This is a genomic window from Brevibacterium sp. H602, from assembly GCF_051172395.1.
Lineage (GTDB): Bacteria > Actinomycetota > Actinomycetes > Actinomycetales > Brevibacteriaceae > Brevibacterium.
The window spans coordinates 34,006-55,945 of record NZ_JBPIZD010000003.1 but is presented as its reverse complement, the minus strand read 5'-3'; the positions used below and the strand labels follow the sequence as shown (position 1 = coordinate 55,945).

At 60.0% G+C, this 21,940-nt stretch carries 14 protein-coding genes; 3 read left to right on the top strand and 11 right to left on the bottom strand.

Features of this window, described 5'->3' with window-relative positions:
- Positions 1–672 precede the first annotated feature (672 nt).
- From ACSBQT_RS03435 to ACSBQT_RS03405, 7 genes are read right to left on the bottom strand one after another with little or no spacing between them, the layout of a single operon-like run.
- Positions 673–1,545 carry a DUF6270 domain-containing protein gene (locus ACSBQT_RS03435; protein ID WP_435000881.1) on the bottom strand — a complete coding sequence of 291 codons (873 nt, stop codon included), beginning with the start codon at positions 1,543–1,545 and terminating at the stop codon, positions 673–675.
- On the bottom strand, positions 1,542–2,849 hold the full coding sequence (locus ACSBQT_RS03430) for an ABC transporter ATP-binding protein (protein ID WP_410709777.1): 1,308 nt from the start codon (positions 2,847–2,849) through the stop codon (positions 1,542–1,544). The genes ACSBQT_RS03435 and ACSBQT_RS03430 overlap by 4 nt, the downstream gene beginning before the upstream one ends.
- A complete protein-coding gene (locus ACSBQT_RS03425; RefSeq protein WP_410709776.1) occupies positions 2,836–3,717 on the bottom strand; it encodes an ABC transporter permease in 882 nt (293 codons plus the stop codon). Before ACSBQT_RS03425 ends, ACSBQT_RS03430 begins: the two co-directional genes overlap by 14 nt.
- Positions 3,714–5,459, bottom strand: a complete 1,746-nt coding sequence (locus tag ACSBQT_RS03420) for a glycosyltransferase family 4 protein (RefSeq protein ID WP_435000878.1) — start codon at positions 5,457–5,459, stop codon at positions 3,714–3,716. The genes ACSBQT_RS03425 and ACSBQT_RS03420 overlap by 4 nt, the downstream gene beginning before the upstream one ends.
- Positions 5,456–6,817: a glycosyltransferase family 4 protein gene (locus ACSBQT_RS03415; protein WP_410709774.1), complete on the bottom strand. Its 1,362-nt coding sequence runs from the start codon at positions 6,815–6,817 to the stop codon at positions 5,456–5,458. Before ACSBQT_RS03415 ends, ACSBQT_RS03420 begins: the two co-directional genes overlap by 4 nt.
- The gene (locus ACSBQT_RS03410; protein ID WP_410709773.1) at positions 6,814–7,851 is read right to left on the bottom strand and encodes an MraY family glycosyltransferase; all 1,038 of its coding nucleotides are present in this window, start codon (positions 7,849–7,851) and stop codon (positions 6,814–6,816) included. Before ACSBQT_RS03410 ends, ACSBQT_RS03415 begins: the two co-directional genes overlap by 4 nt.
- Entirely contained in the window at positions 7,851–9,767 is a 1,917-nt protein-coding gene (locus ACSBQT_RS03405; protein ID WP_410709772.1) for a polysaccharide biosynthesis protein, read from the bottom strand. The genes ACSBQT_RS03410 and ACSBQT_RS03405 overlap by 1 nt, the downstream gene beginning before the upstream one ends.
- A gap of 369 nt (positions 9,768–10,136) precedes the next feature.
- Between ACSBQT_RS03405 and ACSBQT_RS03400 the strand changes: the two genes are divergently transcribed.
- On the top strand, positions 10,137–11,996 hold the full coding sequence (locus tag ACSBQT_RS03400; protein ID WP_410709771.1) for a glycosyltransferase family protein: 1,860 nt from the start codon (positions 10,137–10,139) through the stop codon (positions 11,994–11,996).
- A gap of 8 nt (positions 11,997–12,004) precedes the next feature.
- Here the strand turns inward: ACSBQT_RS03400 and wecB are convergent, their stop codons facing one another.
- Entirely contained in the window at positions 12,005–13,111 is a 1,107-nt protein-coding gene (gene wecB, locus ACSBQT_RS03395) for a non-hydrolyzing UDP-N-acetylglucosamine 2-epimerase (protein WP_410709934.1), read from the bottom strand.
- Positions 13,112–13,497: 386 nt separating this feature from the next.
- Between wecB and wecC the strand changes: the two genes are divergently transcribed.
- Both wecC and ACSBQT_RS03385 read left to right on the top strand, forming a co-directional pair.
- Positions 13,498–14,757 (top strand): UDP-N-acetyl-D-mannosamine dehydrogenase, encoded by a 1,260-nt coding sequence (gene wecC / locus ACSBQT_RS03390; protein WP_435000876.1) that lies wholly within the window; start codon positions 13,498–13,500, stop codon positions 14,755–14,757.
- A gap of 194 nt (positions 14,758–14,951) precedes the next feature.
- On the top strand, positions 14,952–16,934 hold the full coding sequence (locus ACSBQT_RS03385) for an acetoacetate--CoA ligase (protein ID WP_435000875.1): 1,983 nt from the start codon (positions 14,952–14,954) through the stop codon (positions 16,932–16,934).
- A 613-nt stretch (positions 16,935–17,547) separates the two neighbouring features.
- Here ACSBQT_RS03385 and ACSBQT_RS03380 read toward each other — a convergent pair.
- From ACSBQT_RS03380 to ACSBQT_RS03370, 3 genes are all read right to left on the bottom strand, one after another.
- Positions 17,548–18,354: a hypothetical protein gene (locus ACSBQT_RS03380; RefSeq protein WP_435000874.1), complete on the bottom strand. Its 807-nt coding sequence runs from the start codon at positions 18,352–18,354 to the stop codon at positions 17,548–17,550.
- A gap of 227 nt (positions 18,355–18,581) precedes the next feature.
- Positions 18,582–20,210 (bottom strand): APC family permease, encoded by a 1,629-nt coding sequence (locus ACSBQT_RS03375; RefSeq protein ID WP_435000873.1) that lies wholly within the window; start codon positions 20,208–20,210, stop codon positions 18,582–18,584.
- A 255-nt stretch (positions 20,211–20,465) separates the two neighbouring features.
- Positions 20,466–21,875 carry an FAD-dependent oxidoreductase gene (locus tag ACSBQT_RS03370; RefSeq protein ID WP_435000872.1) on the bottom strand — a complete coding sequence of 470 codons (1,410 nt, stop codon included), beginning with the start codon at positions 21,873–21,875 and terminating at the stop codon, positions 20,466–20,468.
- Between the last annotated feature and the right edge of the window lie 65 nt (positions 21,876–21,940).

The following is a 21,940-nucleotide window of genomic DNA, read 5'->3' as shown; positions in this document are numbered from 1 at the left end:
TATTTAGTGCTTGTGATAGATTTTCTTGGTTTCATTAGCGCGCCTGGTTTCGTTCTGATTCCAAAGCATGGATGCGGTCGTAAATAGGCGCTAGCGCAGGATAGCTATCATCCACGAATTTCTTACTTCCCGCGGACGAAAGTTTGCCGCTCAATTCCGCGTTCACAGAAGGCTCTTGGCGTCTCAAAGTCAGTTCGTTCTCTAAGTTTGTTACTCGCCTTGATAAGGCCCAACGGTGCTGGCGTTCGCCACGTATCGTTACTCGTAGCGACATCGATAGGGCTGCGACCGTTAGCAGAATCAGTAGGATCAGTACGGCATCTATCCCAAATGTTCTAGTAGACACAACCTCCAAGAGAAGTGCTCCCAGTCCACACACCGTTGCCACGGCAACTAAGAGATTCACTCTTTTCATTTTTCCACTTTCTGCTTCGTAGAAGTTCCTATTTTGCCTGTCTGACGATTTGATCTTCTCTGACGGTTCACTCCATCGTGATTCACGTAGACATCAGACCGATGCGGTATTACGGGTTTTTTATACGAGTCTCGTCTGCTTAGCAAACTTCTACCGACTCTAATGAGCGTCCTGTGCGGACAAGCCAAATGGGTTCTACTACACCTCTTCGAATTTCGAGCGGTTCGATAGTTGGCGACTCGGATGTCATCATCAGCTCATTCTCCGAATTCTTTGAATACCTGTCGTATCTCAGCTGCGATTTCCTGATAGTCCTGATTTCGATAGTGAAATGGCTGAGGTCCCCACTTGTGATCGCGAGAGATTCGAACAGACTCACTTTGGCGAGATATTGTAAAAGAAGTCATGCGGCTAGCATGTGCGTAATATCTCTTGTACGTGCGATTCGCCTCGGAAGCTCGTCTTGCAAATTCTTCCGCCTCGGTTGGTGACACGTTGGCCACGTTCTTCAGGAGCTTTCCAAGTCCATCTCCTCTCGCGAAGCTCCGGCCTGCTTGTTTGGCACCACGTCGTAATATTCGCTGTGCACGCCCCACGCTCGAGAGCAGTGTACTGTGCGGGTGTTTCGCGCCCTCGAACGCTGCCGCCCATTCAATCTTCAATAGTATGGACCTATCCCATAGAGACTGGCTTCTCAGCTCAGCCTCCAGGGCTGCGAACCCGAGCTTCCACCATTCGAAATGTTCATCGCTACCGAAACGCACCAAACGAGCCCCCTGCCTTCGAGCTGAACGTGCTGCGCCACAGGATTCGACCTCGATTGAGTTAGTCATGACCGTGTTGTCTGGGAACAGCCAGAATCCCCTTCTCTCATCCACCAAGTCGATGAGAACAACGTCGGCTTCTTCCCTGGCTAGAATCAGTCGCGCTGCTCCGTTCCCCATCAGATCTCCCGTGACCATTTTTTGTTGGAACGGCGATTGGAGGCGTTCCAATTCACGCATGGATGATCCATGGCGCGCTATTAAACTAACCACGGATTGCCGCGCAACGTATTCCACGACATGAACGTCTGACATGACCTCGGCCGTATCACGACTCACGCATGAACCGAAGATTGCGATGTTCATCGGCGCGAATCCTGATGGAGGGCAGGACCCTCGTCTACCTGACGCAAACGCTGTCGTTCCTCGTACCTTTCATCGGCGATCTTGCGGGCACGAGAAGCGAGCCTTCGGCCGGTGAAATCATCCGCGGCGGCAACTGCGGACGCACGATCATGCGGGTTCGCGGCGCGCAGAACGACACGTTTCTTGCTGGGATTCAAACGCAGCGGCGGGGCGTCGGTGATTCGTGGGGCGCTTACCGCCTGAGAAGCCGGCTTGGGCAGGGCCGGGAATTTGGCCTTTGGCATCTCAGCGTCAAATGATTTGGGCCAGACCTGCTCCTCGGCAGCGGCCAACATCGGAGCCGGTGTCTCTTCGACTTCGTCGACAGTGTGCTGCCGCTTCACGTGGCGTGCAGGAGCGGACTTCTTCTTAGATGGGCGCGCTGCGTGCCGTGGGATGGGGTTCTTGATGAGTTCAGGTTCGAGGATATTGATCTCCTCTTTCACCGCGTTGCTCACCACATCGGCAAGGAGTTTGTCTGCGATGTCGTCCTTACCCTTGGCAACATTCCACGCCCACCAGCGGTATTTCTCGGCGACAGCCTCGGCGGGGCCATTCATGAGGATCTCGCCTCGGTGCATCCAGACTGCGCGGGTGCACAGCTCCTGAATCACTTTTGCAGCATGGTTGACGAGCAGAACCGTTCCTGCCTCGGCAAGAAGCTCGTCCATTGCGCGTTCACTGCGTTCGGCAAAGGTCGCGTCGCCTGTCGACAGGGCCTCGTCGATGAGCAGAATCTTCGGTCGCGCAGCCAAGGCGATGGCGAATCGGAGTCGGGCACCCATACCCGAGGAATAGGTTCCCATTGGCCGGTGGATAGCCGATCCCAGTGCCGAGAGTTCAACGACATAATCAAAGGCTTCGACGGCCTCTTCGGGAGACAATCCCATTGCCAAACATCCGAGGCGCACGTTCTCACTTCCCGACAGCGCAGGTTGCAGGGCCGCACTGACACCGAGCAGAAGTGGCTGATAACGGACGAGGATTCGGCCCCGATCTGGTTGTTCGACCCCAGCAACGTTGCGCAGGAAGGTGGATTTTCCGGAGCCGTTGGCCCCGACGATTCCCACCATTTCTCCTTCACGGGCAACGAAGTTGACCCCCCGTAGCGCTCGCACGGTGGTCTGGCCCTGCCGCCCAACGAGCCTGTTCGTCAGGCGTCGGATACCCGTTGCCCTGCTACCAGGATCGTTGGTGTTGACGGTATAGCGGACTTGGACGTTTTCCGCAATGATATTTGGTTCTTGGACTTCAGAGTCGGCCATAGTTTTCCTCCCCTCTCCAGAAGAACAGGAAACCGAAGATGAGAAGACCGAATGCCCATACCATGCCGACTATCCACATCTTCGGATCCGAATCGATTCCGTAGAGCAGCGAATTGCGCACCAAAGTTAGGTAGGCATGCATTGGGTTGTACTGCATGATCGCTAGAAGGGCAGGGTGATCAGCTAGGCGGTCCTCGATTGAGAAGAAAACGCCTGAGCCATACAACCAGAATCTGCTAATAATCGTCATAAAGTTCGTGAGATCAGGAATCTTATGACCGAGACGGGCTAGAAAACACGCAAGGCCAACATTGAAGATTGTCTGCAGAGCAATAACTGGGATCACAAGTACTACACGCCAGGTGATCTCTTCAAGTGGCGGAACAACGGCAAGAACGATAACCATGACAAGCGCGGTTGGCACAAAGTCCAGGAAGTTGCGGACGACTGTTGAAATTGGTAGTGCGGCGCGGGGGAACTGGAATCCCTTAATCATCGATGCTCCCGCTCGGATGGCTCCCGTTCCGCCGGTCATGCACTTACCTGTGTAGCCGAAGAAGAATACACCGATGACAAGGAATCCGAGAAAGTTATCGATGCCTCGTGCGGTTTGCAGAATGAATCCGAAGATGAACCAATATGCGAGTACGGAAAGTAACGGATTTAAGAAGAGCCACCCGTAACCAAGTATGTTCTTCCTCGTCGAGCTCGACATCTTGGCTCGAGACTCGGCGATGATGAAGTGGCGGCGGTTCCACAGTGCGACGAGGTAGCTACGCAGGCTCGCTCGTCGTCCGACAGGCACGAGGCCGTCACTCGACACGGACGGGATCGAGCTCAGCCCGAGGGGGTTCTTTGTCTCACTCATCGCGCATCACTCCCCATGAGTTGAGAATAAACCTGCCCATATCGTCGTCCGATTTCCTTCCACCTGCGAGTTGCAAGAACGTGTGCTCGTCCATTGTCTCCGAATCTTGCCCGCGCAGTGTTATCGGCGGCGAGTTCGGACAGCAGTTCCGCGAGCTTCTGCGGGTTTTCCGGCGGTGTCGCCAATCCTGCGCTGCCTGGAACCAGTTCACGCAGTGCCGGCAGGTCGGAGATGACAACGGGTCTGGCAAGGCCCATCGCTTCAATCGGCTTGATCGGCGTGACCAAGCGACAGACTGGTTCATCCTTACGCGGCACGACAATGACATCGAGCGCAAGTTGGTACTCAATTGCCTGGACTTGGGAGACCCGTCCGGTGAAGACGGCGTTATCATCCAGAACAGCTGCGCGTTCGCGCAGTACCGGCAGTGCGACACCGTCGCCGGCGATCAGCAACCGCAGGTCCGTCCCTTGGCTTCGGGCGAGGATCACGGCGTCGACTAGGTCGTCGAGGCCCTCATATCCGACGATCGACGCTGCTGTGCCGACCCAGATTCCATCTTCTGGCAGGCCAAGGCTCCTTCTCACCTCGGCCGGAGTGCGGGTGACATCGGTGTCGACAACGGCTTCGGAGACCGAATTCGGGATGAGAGTGATGGCTTCGGCTGGCACTCCCCCAGCGATCAGGTGCTCACGCATCGTCTCGCCCAAGGTGATGACTGCGTCGGCTGCCGATGCGACTTCGATCTCCTTGGCTCGCATGAGTGCGAAGCGTTGGCTGTCCCGACGTGCAGAGCGCTCTTCCGGACTGCCGCCGGCAGCTGCCCATGTCTCTTCCAAGACTCCGCGGACTTCGTAGACCCATGGCAGGCCCGCTGTCTTCGCGGCCGCACCAGTGACCATGCCGTTGACGTAGTGCGTCGTCGTGTGGAGGATCTCAGCACTACGTTCGTGGGCTTCCGCAGCGATGTGATTCGCTTGCTCGCTCAGCCGTTCGGATGGCGTGGGCCGCGGTCTCAGCGGGACATCACGAATGTATTCGACCCCGTCGACGATCTCGACCGGCGCCTGGCTCAGTCGTCCGATGGTCACGGGATACGACGGGCGTGTGATCGCGGCCGCTTGATGGCCGGCGTCCCGCAGAGTGGTGAGGATGGCATGAGAGCGGTAGGTATAGCCGGAGCGGGTGTGCGGCAGGGAATTCGTCAACACATGCAGCGCCGTCGGATGCTGACCTCGATCAAGGTCGGCATTGCCGCGTGCCCGCCGAGCCGTGACATGGCTCGACACTTCCGGCCACCATTGAGGTTGGAGACTCCGTCGCTCATCGAGCAGGCGTGTCCGGCGCGCGCCGTCTGGCAGGACTGCGATGGCCTCGTCGATGTGCCCTTTGGTCCACTCGATACGTGAGCACAGTGCATGAGCGCCGGGAACGGCAGCTGCGATCGATTCGGCCGCGTCGAGGAGTCCCAGATTGAGTGCGATCTCGCCGAGAAGGCGCGAAGGCGAGGGAGATCCGGCGACCAATGACTTCGCTGTCGTCTCTTTTCCGAGCAGCCACGCGGATGCCGCCCGAGTGGCGTCGCCCGGCAGTTGTCCGAGTGCTTGTCCGATGAAGCGCGAGGCAGGGCCAGGCAGTCGACGTGCCAACTGCATTCCGAAGAACACCCGGTCGTCGTTGATATGACCAGCGGTGGTCAGAACAACGTTCGTCAGCTGTCGTGCGAGGAAGCGCAGGTTCACGAAACCACCTGCTCAAGGACCCGTTCGTATGTGCGACCCATTGCGGCTGCCGAAGCATTCCGAACCACCCAGTCGTGCGGGTTCAGACCTGAGGCCGGATTCGATCCGAATTCCTCACCGGCTTCGACTCGTTCTCGCATCCTCTTCATCGCCGCGGCTACGGAATCGACGTCACCGGGAACCGCAACTTCTCCTGCCGCGGTGGCTGTGATGATGTCGGCGGCCTCACCGGCGACGACACCGAGGACTGGGATTCGACGGGCCATCAGTGAATAGAGCTTCGACGGCACTGTGCATTCGTAGGAGTCGAGCGAGCTGAGGCTGACCAGCCCGGCATCTGCCCACTCCCAATGGGCCGCGAGTTCGGCACCTGCGATCTGGGGATGGAACTCGACCGGAAGATCGTACGCGGAAGCGACGGTCTTGAGCTCGACAGTATCGACGCCATCGCCCACGATTCGCAGTCGCACACCCTCGGTGCGAGCCAGAGCACGAATCGAGGTGCTGAGATCCTGAGATCGCCCGACAGTGCCCACATACAGCAGGTTGAGCTCACTGCGTTCGCCTTCAGCCATGCCAGTGACATCGCCGTCGGCATTGCCCGTCTCTTCTACCGTGGGGACGAGGGGAATCGCTCCTGTTGCAGTCAGCCCGGACGCACCTTCCAGCTCCGCCGGGGAGACTCCGCTGCGGACGACCTCGGCGGTCACCCCACGCTGTTCCAAGCGACGTTTGAAACCCTCCGTGGTGACGACGACGACCGCTGCACGCCGTTGAGCACGAGTGAGCAGGTCCGGCAGCAGTCGATGTTCGAGACGCTGCGTCAGCGACCCGGGAAGATACTTCCCAACGGCTCCAGTCACCAGGTTCATCTCCGAAATGAGGTCGGGCCACGCATCGCGGACTTCAGCGATATGCGGCACCCGCAGCAGCCGCGACAAAGTGTCGCCGGCCAGCAGAAACGGCAGTGCCGGAGTCGTAGAGACAATGACATCGGGGCGCATTCTGCCTCGCAGCCGATCGATGACCGCCGACATCGCGCCTGTCGCTGACACCGTCTGGTCGAGCAGCTGACGAGCCATAGACGATCCGCTGTGCAAGTACGGCACCCGGAGGATCCGCTCACCGTCGATTCCGGTGTCCCAGGTACCGTCGAGGCGCACGTCGACTCGACGGCGCCCCCGCCCAACTTTGGAGCCGAAGAATCCGTTCCGGTCGGAATACGGGTAGTGCGGGTGCGGTGCCACCGTGATGACGTCGTGTCCTGCGGCGCGCAGATGGTCGACGAGTATCCGCCACCGTCGCTGCGGTGCGCCGACCTCAGGGTAGTAGTAATGACTGAGCAGAACGATTCTCATGCGGTGACCGCCTCCGTACGTGCTCGACGGTTCAACCACATGGGCAGAAGCGCGTAGAGAGCAAGTAAACCGACCCAGAACACATGAGCCGGGTACGTCGTCGCCGTATTTCCGCTGATGAGGGTCGGAATGGCCATAATGCAGGCAAGGACGCTCAGCGCGGCGTGGAAAAGCGAAACGGAGCTGTGCGGCCACCCCGCTTGCTGAATCCGCTGGTAGATGTGTTCTCGATGAGGCAAGAGGATGTTCTCTCCTCGGAAGAGTCGCATAACCAGAGTGAGTCCGACGTCGAAGAAGACGAAGATCATCGGAGCGATGATGACGACGATCGGCACTCCCTGAACGAACAGCCACACCGCAAGAGCGAAGACGGCCGCTCCGATTCCGTAGCTTCCCGTGTCTCCGAGGAATGCCTTGGCCCGACCGAGGTTGAACGGGAGAAAACCGACAGCAGCACCGGCCAGCGCCAGAGCCAGCAGAGCGATATCGTTCTCACCCACCCAGGAGCCGACGAAGGCGAACCATCCGGCCGTGACGATGGTCCATTCGGTGACATAGCCGTTGAGCCCGTCGACGAAGTTCACGGCGTTGACCGTGGTCACTCCGATGACGGCGAAGGCGATCACGTGGGCGATTCCCTGAGTGGAGAACATCGCGATGATCGCGCTGAACAACAGAGCCAGGATGACCTGTCCGATCAGTCGCCCGGCAGGGCGCAGGGAGTCGAGGTCGTCGCTCATCCCGATGGCCGAATAGCACCAGGTCAGCACCAGGAAACCGATCGGCAGGAGGACGCCGCCCAGGCCGAAGACACCGTCTTCGCTAACGCTCCAGACCATGGCGAGAATCGTGGCCACGGTGATGCCGCAGCCGATGGCGATCCCCCCGCCGCGTACGGTCGACAGCGTATGTGAAGAGCGATGAGAAGGGACATCGACGACCCCCGCTCTACGCAGCAAGGGGAAGGCGATGAAGGCGCTGAGAGCCGTGACCACCGCGGCCACAACCAGGATCACCAGCGACTGAAGAGCCATCAGAGGCCGACTCCGGTGTCATGAGGATCTGCTCCCGGCTCGGAGGCTTTTGATGACGTCACTGCCGGTTCGATGGCCGCCGTCGCGTCATCGGTGACCGGGACTGCATCGGAGTCGAGGAGGCTCGTCAAGCGCTCCTCGAGGACCGATCGGTGAGTGAAGACCTGCGGGTCACGAGATTCGGCGACCAGAGCACCGAGCTTCTCCAGATCGATCGGAGCGATCGGGACCTGAGTGATCAGCGGATGATTGGGTCTGCTGTCGACTTCACCTGGCGACAGCAGCGCTTCAGTGAGCTTCTCCCCCGGGCGCAGACCGGTGTACACGATCTGCGCATCAGTGCGACCCGACAGTGCGATCACTCGTTTGGCCAGGTCATCAATGCGGATCGGTTCGCCCATGTCGAGGACCAAGGTCTCTCCAGGGCCGCCGATCGCCGCTGCCTGCAGAACGAGCTCACATGCCTCATCGGCAGTCATGAAGTAGCGAGTGACCTCGGGGTCGGTGACAGTGACGGGGTCGCCGGCCGCCACCTGAGCCACAAAGGTCTCGAGCACGGATCCCCGAGAACCGAGCACGTTGCCGAATCGCACCGACATATAACGTCGCCCGGTTGCGGCAGCCACAGAGGCGATCGCCCGCTCGATGGAGAACTTCGTCCGTCCCAGCACCGAGGTCGCGCCGGCGGCCTTGTCGGTGGAGATGTGGACGAAGGCATCGACGTCGTGAGCCACCGCCACGTTGAGCAAGTCGAGGCTGGCTCCGACGTTCGTGCGCACTGCCTGCTCCGGAAAGCGCTCGAGGAAAGTCAGGTGTTTGAGGGCCGCGGCGTGGAAGACGATGTCCGGCTTCGCCTCGGCGACGAGCGCGTCGATGAATGCTGGATCTCGCAGGTCTCCGAGGACGAGGTCGTCACTGGTCAGAAGGGCTGAACCTTCGAGGCCGAGCTCGGTTGCGTGCAGACCGGATTCGTCCCGGTCGGTCATGATGAGTCGGGCCGGGTCGAAGCGGGCGACCTGGCGGCACAGCTGTGAGCCGATTGAACCGCCCGCCCCGGTGACGAGCACGACCTTGCCGGTGATCGCCGAGGCGATGTCGTCGATATTCGTTGAGATCGGTTTGCGTCCAATGAGGTCTTCGAGGCTGACATCGCGGAAGCTTCGGTGACGCAGGTCGGCGACGTCATGGGCGTCCGGCTCGGGACGGGCCAGCGCGGAGTCCGAGAGCTTCGGCATGATCTTGATCTCGACCGGCCGGGATTCGAGATTCGACACGATGCGGGAGAGATCTTCGGGAGGCAGGTCAGAGATCGCAATGATGACTGCACCGGCACCGGTGCGATCGACATGGGCGGCGATGTCGGCGATCGGTCCGAGCACGCGAATTCCGTTGTAGCGCAGATGCCGCTTGGCAGGGTCGTCGTCGAGGATGCCGACGGCGACGAATTCGTTGTGCGAGTCCTGAGCGATCATATCGAGGGCGAGCATGCCCTGGTCGCCCGCGCCGACGACGATCGTGGGCCGAGATGCGCCGGACGTGGTGAGGCTGCGCTGCCTCATGTTGCGACGAATCCAGTTCTCGAGACTCTTGACCACCACCATGAGCGCTCCCGCCGTGATGGGGACACTGGTCGGGATGAGCAGTTCGCTGGCGAGCGCGAATTCCGCAACCCACATGATGCCGACGCCCAATGCGACCGTTCCCACGATCGCGGCGAACTGATCGGTTGAGCCGCGCCGGTAGCGGCCACGGTAGATCGCCAACGGCCCGCCGATGAGGAAGACGATCAGGCCGATCGCCGAACAGACGAACATGCCCAATGCATTGACGAGCTCAGTGTGGAAGTCGTATCGCACCAGCGTCATCGCTACGACGAGGAACGCGAAGACGAGACCGTCGATGAGTGACAGCGCCATGGCTCTGCCGTGACGCCTCATTGGGGTCCGTGAGGGAATGGGCCCTGAGCTGCTTCCCACTGTCCTCATTTCTCTCGACGTCCATGGTCCGACTCAGTTCAGCCTAGGATTATGGCGTGCATCTCACAACAGCCGACTGAGCTTCTTGCAACCTCTTGATTGTACTATTGGGGCTAACAGCTTTCGCACAGGAAGGCAGTCGAAAGCGTTAAGAATTGGTTTCATTTTCGGTTGACCCACTGCAAGTAGAGTGGGATAAACCGCCGTATTGATCACGCCTTATTGAACCGAGCCTCCGCTAAACCAGACGGCGCGTGATTCCTATCAGGTCGAAAGGACCACACTGTGCCTCCCACTCCGCTTCATACTGTGAGGACCGGACTCTGGCATCTGCGCCAAGGCGGCCCTGCTCAATTCCTGAAGTGGAGGCGACGCCGGAATCTTGACCGAGGAGTTGCCGACGGCAGACCGGCTGACCAGCTTACTTCCGACAACCTGCAAGAGGCGTTCCCTGCAGCTCCGAGGCCCAACCGTCGGCCCGTCTTCAACGGCCTCAGGGTAGGCACCATCCTCGACGAGTTCTCAGCGGAGAGCTTCGGCTACGAATGGGAGACGGTCCCACTGAACCGACTTGGATGGGCATCGCAACTGGACTTGATCGACTTCGTTTTCATTGAGTCTGCATGGAATGGCAACGGCGGAGATTGGAAGTTCAAGCTCACCGGCACAGCCGGCCCGAGCCCCGAGGTTGTCGAGCTGTTGGACAGTTGTCGCCATCGCGGTATCCCCACGGTGTTCTGGAACAAGGAAGATCCGCCCCATTTCGATGACTTCCTTCCTTTGGCCGAACTTTTCGATGTCGTGTTCACTAGCGACGTGCGGCTGATAGACAAGTACCGGCAACACCTTGGACATGACCGCATCGCCCCTCTGGCCTTTGCCGCCCAGCCTGCGATACATTCTCCTGTCCGTCCGTCAAAGAACTTCGCCGCACGTGATATCGCGTTCGCGGGGATGTATTTCACCCACAAATTTCCTGAACGTCGGGCCCAAATGGATTTGCTTCTGGGAGCTGCAGACACAGTGTCCTCGCGGATGGAGCACGGACTTGAAATCTTCTCCCGGTTCCTTGGCAACGATGAGCGGTACCAATTTCCCGGCAACCTTGCCGACAGGGTTGTCGGATCGTTGCCCTACCGCAACTTGTTGACTGCGTACAAAAACTACAAAGTATTCCTCAACGTGAACTCGGTCGTCGACTCACCAAGCATGTGTGCAAGGCGCATATTCGAGATCACGGCTGCCGGAACTCCGGTAATTTCGACGCCCAGCAAGGCAACGAAGCGGTTTTTCCCACCTTCCGAGCTCCCCCAGCCTGAGACCCAGGAAGAAGCCGAACTTACTCTCAGGGCATACGTCCGAAGCAGCGAATTGCGCGACCGCACAGTTCATCTCGCGCAACGGCGCATTTGGCACGAACACACCTACACTCATCGCGCGATGTCGATCATGGACTCTATCGGAGTTGAGTACAGCGATCCGATTCCTCGTTCAGTGTCTGTCGTGGTATCAACGAATCGGCCTGAACACCTCAGGAACGTCCTTGAAACACACGCCGCGCAGAAGCTTGAGAACCGAGAGCTCATCATCGTCCAACATGGGTTCGTTTCATCTCCGGAGCTACTGCATCATGCAGCCGATCTGGGAATCGAAAACCTGGTGCTGCTTGAGGCCCTCGAATCAGACTCTCTGGGCGCGTGCCTTAACCGCGGAATTGAAGCGGCGTCAGGTGACGTCATCGCCAAGATGGACGACGATGATATTTACGGTGAGCATTATCTGACGGACCAGTTGGCGGCTCTGCGCTATTCGAATGCGGATCTCGTCGGTAAGCAGGCTCACTACCTACACCTGCGCAATCGTGACATCGTCATGTGCAGGTTTCCCGAACGCGAGCACCGTTTCACCGATCTCGTTATGGGACCCACATTGATGGGCAGCAGAGAACTGTTCCGACGCACCCCATTCGCTAATCGCACGCTGGGCGAAGATACCGACCTGCAACGGCGACTCGTTTCGGATGGAGCACGAATCTACTCAGCAGACCGATTCAATTTCGTCCAAGTTCGTGACTCTCATAGTCATACATGGAGTGTCGACGACGACCTATTGTTGGCCAACAGTAATGTCCACAGCTTTGGTTTCAGCCGTGGACATTACTGCTTCTGAACAGAGTCTCAACTGCCGCTGAGAAGCTCGTTGAGGATATCCACACTGCGACCGGCTGAGTGGCCGTCCCCATAGGGGTTCACGGCATTGGCCATGTCCCGGTAAGCCTTACTGTCGTCGAGCAACTGTGAGACTTCAGCGATGATCTTCTCTGTTGCGGTTCCGATAAGCTTTACGGTTCCTGCGTCCACGGCTTCGGGGCGTTCTGTGTTCTCTCGAAGCACCAAAACCGGCTTACCGAGGCTGGGGGCTTCTTCCTGGATTCCGCCTGAGTCGGTGAGCACGATGTCCGAAGCGTTGATGAGGTGCGAGAACTCGCCATATTCGACGGGTTCGATGGAAATCACATTGTCAAGGTCTTCGATCTGAGGCGCGATCGAGGCGCGAACCTTCGGATTCTTGTGCGCGGGCCAGACGATGAGCAGATCAGGATAGTGAGTCGCCAGGTGCCTCATGGCCTTGCCGATGTTCACCATGTTGTCGCCAAGGTTCTCCCGGCGGTGGGTGGTTACCAGCAGAACTCGGCGGTCGTCGGATTCGAGAGCTCGAAGCTCAGGAAGGCTGAACTCCACTGGGCGTTCAACAGCCCACTGCAGTGCATCGATGACGGTGTTTCCGATGACGTGGATATTCTCATCAGGAACCCCGTCGGCAAGCAGGTTGCCGCGCGAGACCATAGTCGGCGCAAGATGCACACGTGCAATCTGGGAGACGATCTTCCTGTTGGCTTCTTCAGGGAAGGGCGAATTGATGTCGCCGCTGCGAAGTCCTGCTTCGAGATGGACCACCGGGATCTCCCGGTTGAAGGCCGCAATCGCCGCGCCCATCACCGTGGTCGTGTCGCCCTGGACGACAACAGCGTCGGGGTCATGCTCAGTGAGCACCTCGTCGATCTTCGAGATGACGCTGCCCGCGATGCTGTTGAGAGTCTGCCCATGGGCCATGAGGTTGAGGTCGACATCAGGTTTGATCTGGAACACCTCGTTGACCTGATCAAGCATCTCACGATGTTGCGCAGTCACGACGACGATCGGTTCAAGATTCGGATCCGCTTCAAGTGCTTTGATCACTGGAGCCACCTTGATAGCCTCTGGCCTAGTGCCATAGACAACCATGACCTTTGGGGTGATGCCAGACTTGCCAGCGCTCAATGCGGCTCCTTCGTCAGTTGAAAACTTGCTCCAGATGTACAAAAACGGGCCGACCGTTGACAGATGGCCGGGCCCGCCAGAATGCCGAGGAATCCTCTAGCTTCCACAAGATTCAACCACACTTCGACAGCGGGCTGATCCTTAAATGATCCATGAGTGAAGAAAATTTACCGAACCTTAACTGACCAGGTGTTCCGCATCACTAACTCGCGCTTTTGCCAAAAATCGTTTCACGGTCTCGTAATTATCCAATAACATTTCATTTGTTGTGTGCCAAGCAGGCCGTTCGCCACTGACCGTACTTATCCACCGCAGCTAACGGTCGACGCTAGAACTCAGAGAGAAGAATCATGACCCCCTCCCCCGAGAGCAATCGACCTTCGGTCGCCGTCATCGGACTCGGCTACATCGGACTCCCTACAGCCGCCGTGTTGGCCAGTTCTGGTGCGAACGTCGTCGGCGTCGACATCAACCAGAAAGCTGTCGATCTCATCAATCAGGGCAAGGTCCCGTTCGTCGAGCCCGATATGTCGACAACGGTGGCCGGTGTCGTCTCCCAGGGCTATCTGCGTGCGACCACCGAGACCCCGCATGCCGACAACTACATCGTCGCCGTGCCAACACCATTCAAAGATGGGCACAAGCCTGACCTGTCCTACATCGAGACCGCCGGCAAGCAGATCGCACCGCTCCTCAAAGGCAACGAGCTTGTCATCCTCGAATCAACTTCACCTCCCGGAGCAACCGAGTTCCTGGCCGAGACGATTCTGTCGGAGCGTCCAGATCTGACCCTCGATGAGGGCACATCCAAGACGATCTACTTCGCTCATTGCCCAGAGCGGGTTCTGCCGGGCCGCATCATGATCGAGCTTCGTACGAACGACCGGATCGTCGGCACCCTCAACGGCAACGCCGGCGAACGCGCCCGTGACCTCTACCAGTTGTTCTGTGAGGGCGAGTTCCTCATGACCGATGCTCGGACGGCAGAATTGTCCAAGCTGACCGAGAACGCCTACCGCGACGTCAACATCGCCTTCGCGAATGAGCTGTCCATGATCGCCGACGGTCTCGACATCAATGTCTGGGAACTCATTGAGCTGGCCAACCACCACCCCCGCGTCAACATCCTGCAGCCAGGACCCGGAGTCGGCGGCCACTGCATCGCTGTAGACCCATGGTTCATCGTTGCTACCGCACCCGAGCAGTCATCACTCATCAAGACCGCTCGCGATGTCAACGATTCCAAGCCCGGATTCGTCTTGGACAAGCTCATCCCTCAAGCGAAGCGCATCAACGAAGTGAAGATCGCGACACTCGGACTGGCGTTCAAACCGAACATCGATGACCTGCGTGAGAGCCCCGCCCGGCAGATCGTCAATCGCCTTGCCGAGGAACTTCCTGAAGCGACGATTCTGGCCGTCGAACCGAACATCGAAGAGCTTCCGGCCGAGCTGGTGTCCCGTGACAACGTGACCCTGGCCGATACCGAAACTGCGATCGAGCAGGCCGACATCGTTCTCCTCCTCGTCGACCACAATGAGTTCATCAACCTGGATGCTTCGCTGCTCACGCAGAAGATCGTTCACGATACTCGAGGCGTGTGGGGCTGAGGCTCAACCCACTACCCTATCGACCGCGCCGCTGACAATTCTCAGCGGCGCAGTTGCGTTCTGGGCGGCCTGCAAAAGCCGCTGGGATGGCGGCGTAAGGTGGACTCAACGTCTCCCCCGCGGAATGAGTGTGCCTCGTTTCAGCTGGTGGAGACCGCTATAGCTACCGCCCACCGCTGTGCTGAGGAGAAGAATTGACCGCTGAACCGATCTGGCTGCCCGACCCTGACCAGACCCCGCGACCGCAGATCGCCGACTTCATCGACTTTGGCAATCAGCGCACCGGAAAGACTATGTCTAGCTTTGACGATCTGTGGCAGTGGTCGGTGGACGACCTCGACGGGTTCTGGGGTGCGGTCTGGGACTACTTCCACGTCATCGCCGACGAGCCTTATACCGAGGTGCTCGCCGACCGATCCATGCCCGGAGCCACCTGGTTCCCCGGCACCCGCCTCAACTACGCCGAACACGCCCTGCGGGCTGGCCTCGATGACAAGCTCGCCGACGAACCGGCCATCATCACCATCACCGAAGACGGCAAACGCACCGAGATCACCTGGCGCGAGCTGCGTCGCCAAGTCGGATCCGTCGCCGCCTGGCTGCGCGGCCAAGGAGTCGAACAGGGCGACCGCGTCGTCGGCTACCTCCCGAACACCCACCACACCCTCATCGCCTTCCTCGCCTCCGCCTCAATCGGGGCCTTCTGGTCCGCCTGCGCCCAGGACTACGCGGCCGAAGGTGCCGGGACGAAACTCGGCCAGCTCGAACCGACCGTTCTCTTCGCCGCCGACGGCTACCTGTGGAACGGTCAGGCTTTCGACCGCCGCGACCAAGTCGCGGATCTGGCCAACCGGATGCCGAGCCTGCGCGCCGTGGTCGGGGTGGGCAACCTCGGCGAGGAATTCACCGATGAACACGGTCAGATCACGAACCTCACCGCCTGGGACGATATCACCGCAGGGGATGCGGAACCTGAGTTCGCGCGCGTCGATTTCGATACCCCGCTGTGGGTGCTGTACTCCTCGGGCACGACGGGGATTCCCAAGGGAATCGTGCACAGCCACGGCGGGGTCGTCATCGATCACCTGCGTCTGCTGGGTCTCCACCTCGACATTCGGCCGGGTGACCGGTTCTTCTGGTACACGAATACGAACTGGATGATGTGGAACCTCGTCGCCTCGGCGCTGGTGGGCGGTGCGACCACGGTGTGCTTCGACGGCAGTCCCCTCTATCCGGGGCCGGGCCGGCTGTGGGAGATCGCCGCGGACACGAAGGCCAATGTGCTCGGGGTCAGTCCCGGGATCTTCCTGGCCGGGATGAAGGCGGGGATCGAACCCGGTAAGGAGTTCGACCTGACCGGGCTGCGGACGATCGGTGCCACCGGTGCCCCGGTGCCTGCCAACTGCTTCCCGTGGGTGCGCGATGCCGTGGGCGAGCGCGTGCAGCTGGCCTCGACGAGCGGCGGCACGGACGTCGTCAGCGGCTTCGCCGGATCCGCTCCGAACTGTCCGATCTGGGCTGGGGAGCTCTCACGGCCAGTACTCGGCGTGGCGTTGGAGTCGTGGGACGACTCCGGCCAGTCTTTGGTTGGCGAGGTCGGCGAGATGGTCATCACCGCCCCGATGCCGTCGATGCCGGTGAAGTTCTGGAACGATCCCGACGGTGAGCGCTACCGCGACACGTACTTCTCGATGTTCCCCGGAGTCTGGCGCCACGGCGACTGGATCACCATCACCGACCACGGCAGCGTCATCATCTCCGGCCGCTCGGACGCCACCCTCAACCGGCAGGGAGTGCGCCTGGGCAGCGCCGACATCTACGACGTCGTCGACGGCATCCCCGAGGTGGCCGAATCCCTGGTCATCGGCGCCGAGCAGCCCGACGGCGGGTACTGGATGCCGTTGTTCGTCGTTCTGGCGTCGGGGGTTTCGTTGTCTTCTGGTTTGCGGGGGCGGATTGTTTCGGAGCTTCGCTCGAAGGCGTCACCGCGGCACGTGCCCGATGACATCATCGCGGTCCCGGCGATCCCGCACACCAAGACAGGCAAGAAGCTCGAGGTCCCGGTGAAGCGGCTTATCCAGGGGCATGCGCTGGGGAAGGTGGCGAACCCGGATGCTGTGGATTCGTTCGAGGCGCTGGAGTACTTTGCGCGGTTTAAGGGTGGGGCGGACAGCTAGTCTGAAGGAGAAGAAGTGGTCTACGTTGTCCAACCGTTCAGGGCACATGACCTTGGAGCGTAACGACATGGGCCACTACTCCCACGTCGTCGATAGAGGTAACAGTGGAGGCATAAGGCTTCTCCACAACAGTGCGACAACGCGTGAGCCGAGAAGCTACCTTTCCGTTCATCCGATGTCGTGTAGTGGTCTAGACTCGGGCAGTTGATTGTCGAGACCGCGCTCTATCAGCGACCGAGCGGCTTCTCTTAATTCCGGTAAGACGGCGGTCAGATTTTCCGAGTATCGAGGATTGAGCATATGCGCCCATCCACGGCTCGCATTCACTTCCGTCGAATGAAGTGAACCCCGGTGAACTGTGGTCGAGCGCCAGCCGTACACGCGGTCTAGTCTCTGAGCAACGGGTTCTGATACTACGAGTCGAATGGTCGCCTTATACTTCTTCGTCGCTCCCGGAATCGACTTGCAACACTTGCATTGCTCGACGGTGAAGAGCCCGTCGCCAATCGCTTCGATCGCCGCAACGTATGCGACGGCGGACAGGGACGGATGACGAGCAGTGACGTATTCCGCTTCGAGGAACATGTCGAGGGCGGCTGTGAGCTCTACTCTTTCAGCTTGGCGCCAAGCATCTGCCGTCCAGCTTGGCACTGGATGCGCCTCCATTTTTCTCCACAGCCGGTGCTTCTTGAAGGAGCCTGAGTCCAGGGCGAACTTTGTATTGGGGCGGCCCTTCCTGATCGTATTGCGGCATTGGAGGGTGCGCGATCTCATAAGGTACGCCCCAAGAAACAGCAAGCAAGCCACACAGGCGACGCAATTCTCGCCCCGCCCGGCTAATGGCACTTTCCTTCGACGACGCAGTTGTATGTCCAGCCACGCAGATAGGGCGAGAAACTTGCCACTTGTAGCCCGACGACATCGAGCTGCCGGAATCGTAGTGGTAGACGACATCCGTAAAGTCAGTTTCCGAAGCGCACAGCGTCATTTTCCCAATGCGAAGAGTACCCTCCAACCGGGACGGATGACTGAGAATTTTCGGGGTTTGTACCAGCATGGCCGACCATTCGATACCAGTGGCTGCCGCCTCCGCTTTCTGGCACGCTCGCTGAACAGCTTTCCTCAACGTTTTGAAAAGGTCGCCGTCAATGGGGATGTCACTGACTACAAAGAACTGGTTGCGGGTGCCTTCCTGCTCGACAAGCAGTCCGAGCCCACTGTTAAGTTCACGATTGACCCCAAGTGTGTCGAGGTCGACGAACGCCCCTTTGAACTCGCTAGAACGTGTACTCGAGCAGAGAGAGACGTCAGGATAGGTCTTCGATAGCTCGGCCTCCAGTTGGCCGATCCACGCATCAGCGTGTTCTGTGAAGTCCAGCGGGGATGTACACAGTTTGTTCTTGACGGCGAAGTGGGTCATGGCGCAATTTTCCGCCGGTTTTGGACCCGCTCGCTGGTGAGCCGAACGATCGTGTCGGAATTGATAGCTACCCTGACGTTCGGTGCACTTGCCACGGACCGTTGAACCCGCTTTCGGTCAACACGAACCCGACTCCGTACCCCACTGTTCGTGGATGTACGGGGTCGGGCCGCCTCGGCGAGGATTTCGCTATCTAGCGTCGAAGAATTTGACGCTCTGCCACGGCTTCACTCCCCGTCGATGTGTTCGGCTGCGGTCTCCTTGGTGTTCTCGACGTTGGTGACGACTTCGTCCGACTTGAGCCGGGTCTTGATGCCGACGTAGAAGACGATGGCGGTGAAGATGGTGCAGACCAGCTCACCCCATCCGAACGTGAGCACGCCCATGGCGCCCTCGCCATAGTTGCTCAACAGGCTGAGCACGGCCAGACCGCCGAGCCACAGGATCATCCACCAACCGGATTTGAACTGCAGCGGCGGGATCTTGCTGCGATCGCTGAACGCATAGTGCAGGCCGAGGACCACGTAGCCGAGCGCCATCGCCAGGAAGAGCTTCCAGTTCGTGTCCCACCCTGTCCAGAACACGATGAGGTTCGCGGCGAGGAATCCGAGGAACGGGAGCACGTCCCCGCCGGGCAGGCGGAATGGACGCTCCTGGGCGGGCAGCTGACGACGCAGTGCCGCGACCGTGATCGGTCCGGAGCCGAAGGAGATGACGGTGCCGGAGGTGATGAAGCCGACCATCTTCGCCCACGACGGGAACGGAAAGAACAGGAAGCAGGCGACGATGAACGTGATGAGCAGACCGAACCACGGGATGCCTTTCTTGTTCAGCTTCGCCATCGCGCTCGGGGCATTGCCCACGCGGGCCTGCGAGTACGACAGGCGTGGGGTGAGCGCGGTGAAGATCAGGCCGGTGTCGGCCGGGGAGACGACAGCATCGATGTAGAGGATGATCGCCAGCCACATCGCACCGAGCATGATCGCGATCTCGGCCCACGGTCCCGCCGAGTTCGAGAACGACAGTCCGCCCCAACCGTCCTTGAGCAGTTCGGTGGGGATGGCGCCGATGAACGCGACCTGCAGGAGGATGTAGATGATGCCGGTGAGCACGATCGAACCGATGACGGCGAAGGGCACGTTCCTCTGCGGGTTCTTCGTCTCACCCGCGAACTCCACTCCCTGTCGGAATCCGAGGTAGGAGAACACGATGCCCGCCGCGGGCAGGGCCGCGAAGATCGGAGCGATGCCGTTGGGGGCGAAACCGCCGAACTCGGGCATGTGGAAGTGACCGGGGTTGAACGCCAGCAGCGCCAGTCCGATGAACACGAGGACGATGACGATCAGCTTCCACCACACGAGCACGTTGTTGAACTGGGCGAAGAACTTCACGCCGAACATGTTGATGACGCAGAAGACCGCGACCATCGCGATGCTCACGAAGATGCCCGGAACCGTGAGGACGAGCACGCCTTCCTTCGACTCCATCAGCCACGGCATGTAGCTCGAGGCGTACTGGACGGCGGCGAGCACCTCGATGCCCACGGTTCCCGCCGCCGACAGCCACGTGATCCACCCGCTGGTGTAGCTGGCGAACGAACCGAAGGCATAGTGCGGGTAGCGCACGACACCGCCGGCGACGGGAAACATGACGCCGAGTTCGGAATAGTTGAGTGCCACGAAGATGATGAGGACCGCGCCCAGGGCCCACGACAGGATCGCGGCCGGTCCGGCCATGCTTGCGGCATCAAAGGCGCCGAAGAGCCAACCGGAGCCGATGATCGACCCGACTCCGGTGAAGAGCAGGCCGGTCTTGCCGATATCGCGTTTGAGTCCTTTGTCATGGACGACTGTCACGCTCGTATGCGAGCCCGATGACAGGGAATTGCGTGAGGGCACCAGGGCCTCCCTAGGTAGTGACGGCTGAGTTTCCGCCGCCAGCTTTCTCCTGTCGAAACGTGATGTCAATTACATAGCTGGGTTATACGGCAAGGTCACAAACTCAAACGACCCCGAACACGTCTTTTCGGTGTTCGGGGTCGAATGGTGGAACGTTGAGGGTCACTATGTGAGGATTTGGGTCTTCGGGTCTCGGCTGCCGTATCGGCCCGCTCAGCTCCCGGAGTTCGCGTCCGCGGTCAGGTGGGCGCGCGCCTCGGCGAGCATGGCCTCACGGGTCGCGATCTTCACCCGCTCACGTCCCTCGGCCACACCAAGGGCCTTCTCTGCGGCCTCGAGCCGGTGATAACCCTCCCAATCGGTGAAGTCGACGCCCTTCGACTCGAGCAGCTCGACGATCGAGGACTCTTCCGGGTACAGGGGTTCGGTGAGCGCCCCGGCGGCCTGGTCGTCGAGGATGTGCCCGATCGTCTCGAGCGCATCGCCCTTCGTATGACCGATGAGCCCGACGGGGCCGCGCTTGATCCACCCGGTCGTGTACACGCCGGGGATGACGTCCGCCTCGGCGGCCCGGCCCTGATCTTCGGCGTCGACGACGCGTCCTTCGTGATTCGTGATGACCTTCTTGGCCTCGTCGAAGGGCAGCTGCGGCAGCTGCGTACCCGCATAGCCGACGGCCCGGTACACGGCATCGATGTCCCAGTCGTGGAAGTCTCCGGTGCCGTTGACGCCACCGGTCCCGTCGAGTTCCTGACGTTCCGTGCGCAGACCGGTCACCCGATCCTCGCCGAGGATGGCCACCGGCGCGTGGAGGAAGTGCAGGTGCAGTCGCCGCTTCGCCCCGGTCTCCTCCCGCATCGCAAAGTCCGTGAGCGTCTTCGTCACCTGCTTGACCTGGTTGCTCGACTCGATGGCCTCGAGTGAACCCTGATCGAACTCGTAGTCCTCGGGATAGACGATGATGTCGACGTCGTCGACCTGCCCGAGTTCACGCAGCTCGAGAGGCGTGAACTTCGCCTGCGCGGGACCCCGGCGGCCGAAGATGTGGACGTCGGTGACCTTCGAGGACTTCAGCCCCTCATAGACGTGATCGGGGATCTCCGTGGTGTGCAGGTCATCGGCCTGCTTCGCGAGCACCCGGGCCACGTCGAGGGCGACATTGCCGTTGCCGAGCACAGCAACCTTCTCCGCCTCCAGCGGCCAGGTCTGGGCCACATCGGGGTGGGCGTCGTACCAGTTGACGAAGTCGGCTGCCCCATAGGAACCGGGCAGATCGATCCCGGGCAGCGACAGCGGTGCGTCGACGAAGCAGCCGGTGGAGAAGATCACGGCGTCGTAGCGGTCGGTGAGCTCGCCGAGGTTGATATCGGCCCCGTATTCGACGTTGCCGAACAGGCGGATGTCACCGCGGTCGAGGACCTTGATGAGCGCATTGATGATGCCCTTGATGCGCGGATGGTCGGGGGCGACCCCATAGCGGACGAGCCCGAAGGGTGAGGGCAGGCGTTCGAACAGGTCGATGCTGAGTTCCAGGTCATGTTCGGCCTTGGTCAGCAGGTCGGCTGCGTAGATACCGGCGGGGCCGGCACCGATGATGGCCACTCTGAAGGGAATAGTAGGCATGGGTTTCCTTGATCAGTCGTCGTGGAGCGGGGAGTCGCTCGGTGTGATGGAGCGAGGACTCGCTG

What these genes read in the sequence shown, in the direction of transcription:
- ACSBQT_RS03435 (WP_435000881.1), bottom strand. Translation starts at nt 1,545, where the DNA reads ATGAACATCGCAATCTTCGGTTCATGCGTGAGTCGTGATACGGCCGAG.
- ACSBQT_RS03430 (WP_410709777.1), bottom strand. Translation starts at nt 2,849, where the DNA reads ATGGCCGACTCTGAAGTCCAAGAACCAAATATCATTGCGGAAAACGTC.
- ACSBQT_RS03425 (WP_410709776.1), bottom strand. Translation starts at nt 3,717, where the DNA reads ATGAGTGAGACAAAGAACCCCCTCGGGCTGAGCTCGATCCCGTCCGTG.
- ACSBQT_RS03415 (WP_410709774.1), bottom strand. Translation starts at nt 6,817, where the DNA reads ATGAGAATCGTTCTGCTCAGTCATTACTACTACCCTGAGGTCGGCGCA.
- ACSBQT_RS03410 (WP_410709773.1), bottom strand. Translation starts at nt 7,851, where the DNA reads ATGGCTCTTCAGTCGCTGGTGATCCTGGTTGTGGCCGCGGTGGTCACG.
- ACSBQT_RS03405 (WP_410709772.1), bottom strand. Translation starts at nt 9,767, where the DNA reads ATGGCGCTGTCACTCATCGACGGTCTCGTCTTCGCGTTCCTCGTCGTA.
- wecB (WP_410709934.1), bottom strand. Translation starts at nt 13,111, where the DNA reads ATGGTTGTCTATGGCACTAGGCCAGAGGCTATCAAGGTGGCTCCAGTG.
- wecC (WP_435000876.1), top strand. Translation starts at nt 13,498, where the DNA reads ATGACCCCCTCCCCCGAGAGCAATCGACCTTCGGTCGCCGTCATCGGA.
- ACSBQT_RS03380 (WP_435000874.1), bottom strand. Translation starts at nt 18,354, where the DNA reads ATGACCCACTTCGCCGTCAAGAACAAACTGTGTACATCCCCGCTGGAC.
- ACSBQT_RS03370 (WP_435000872.1), bottom strand. Translation starts at nt 21,875, where the DNA reads ATGCCTACTATTCCCTTCAGAGTGGCCATCATCGGTGCCGGCCCCGCC.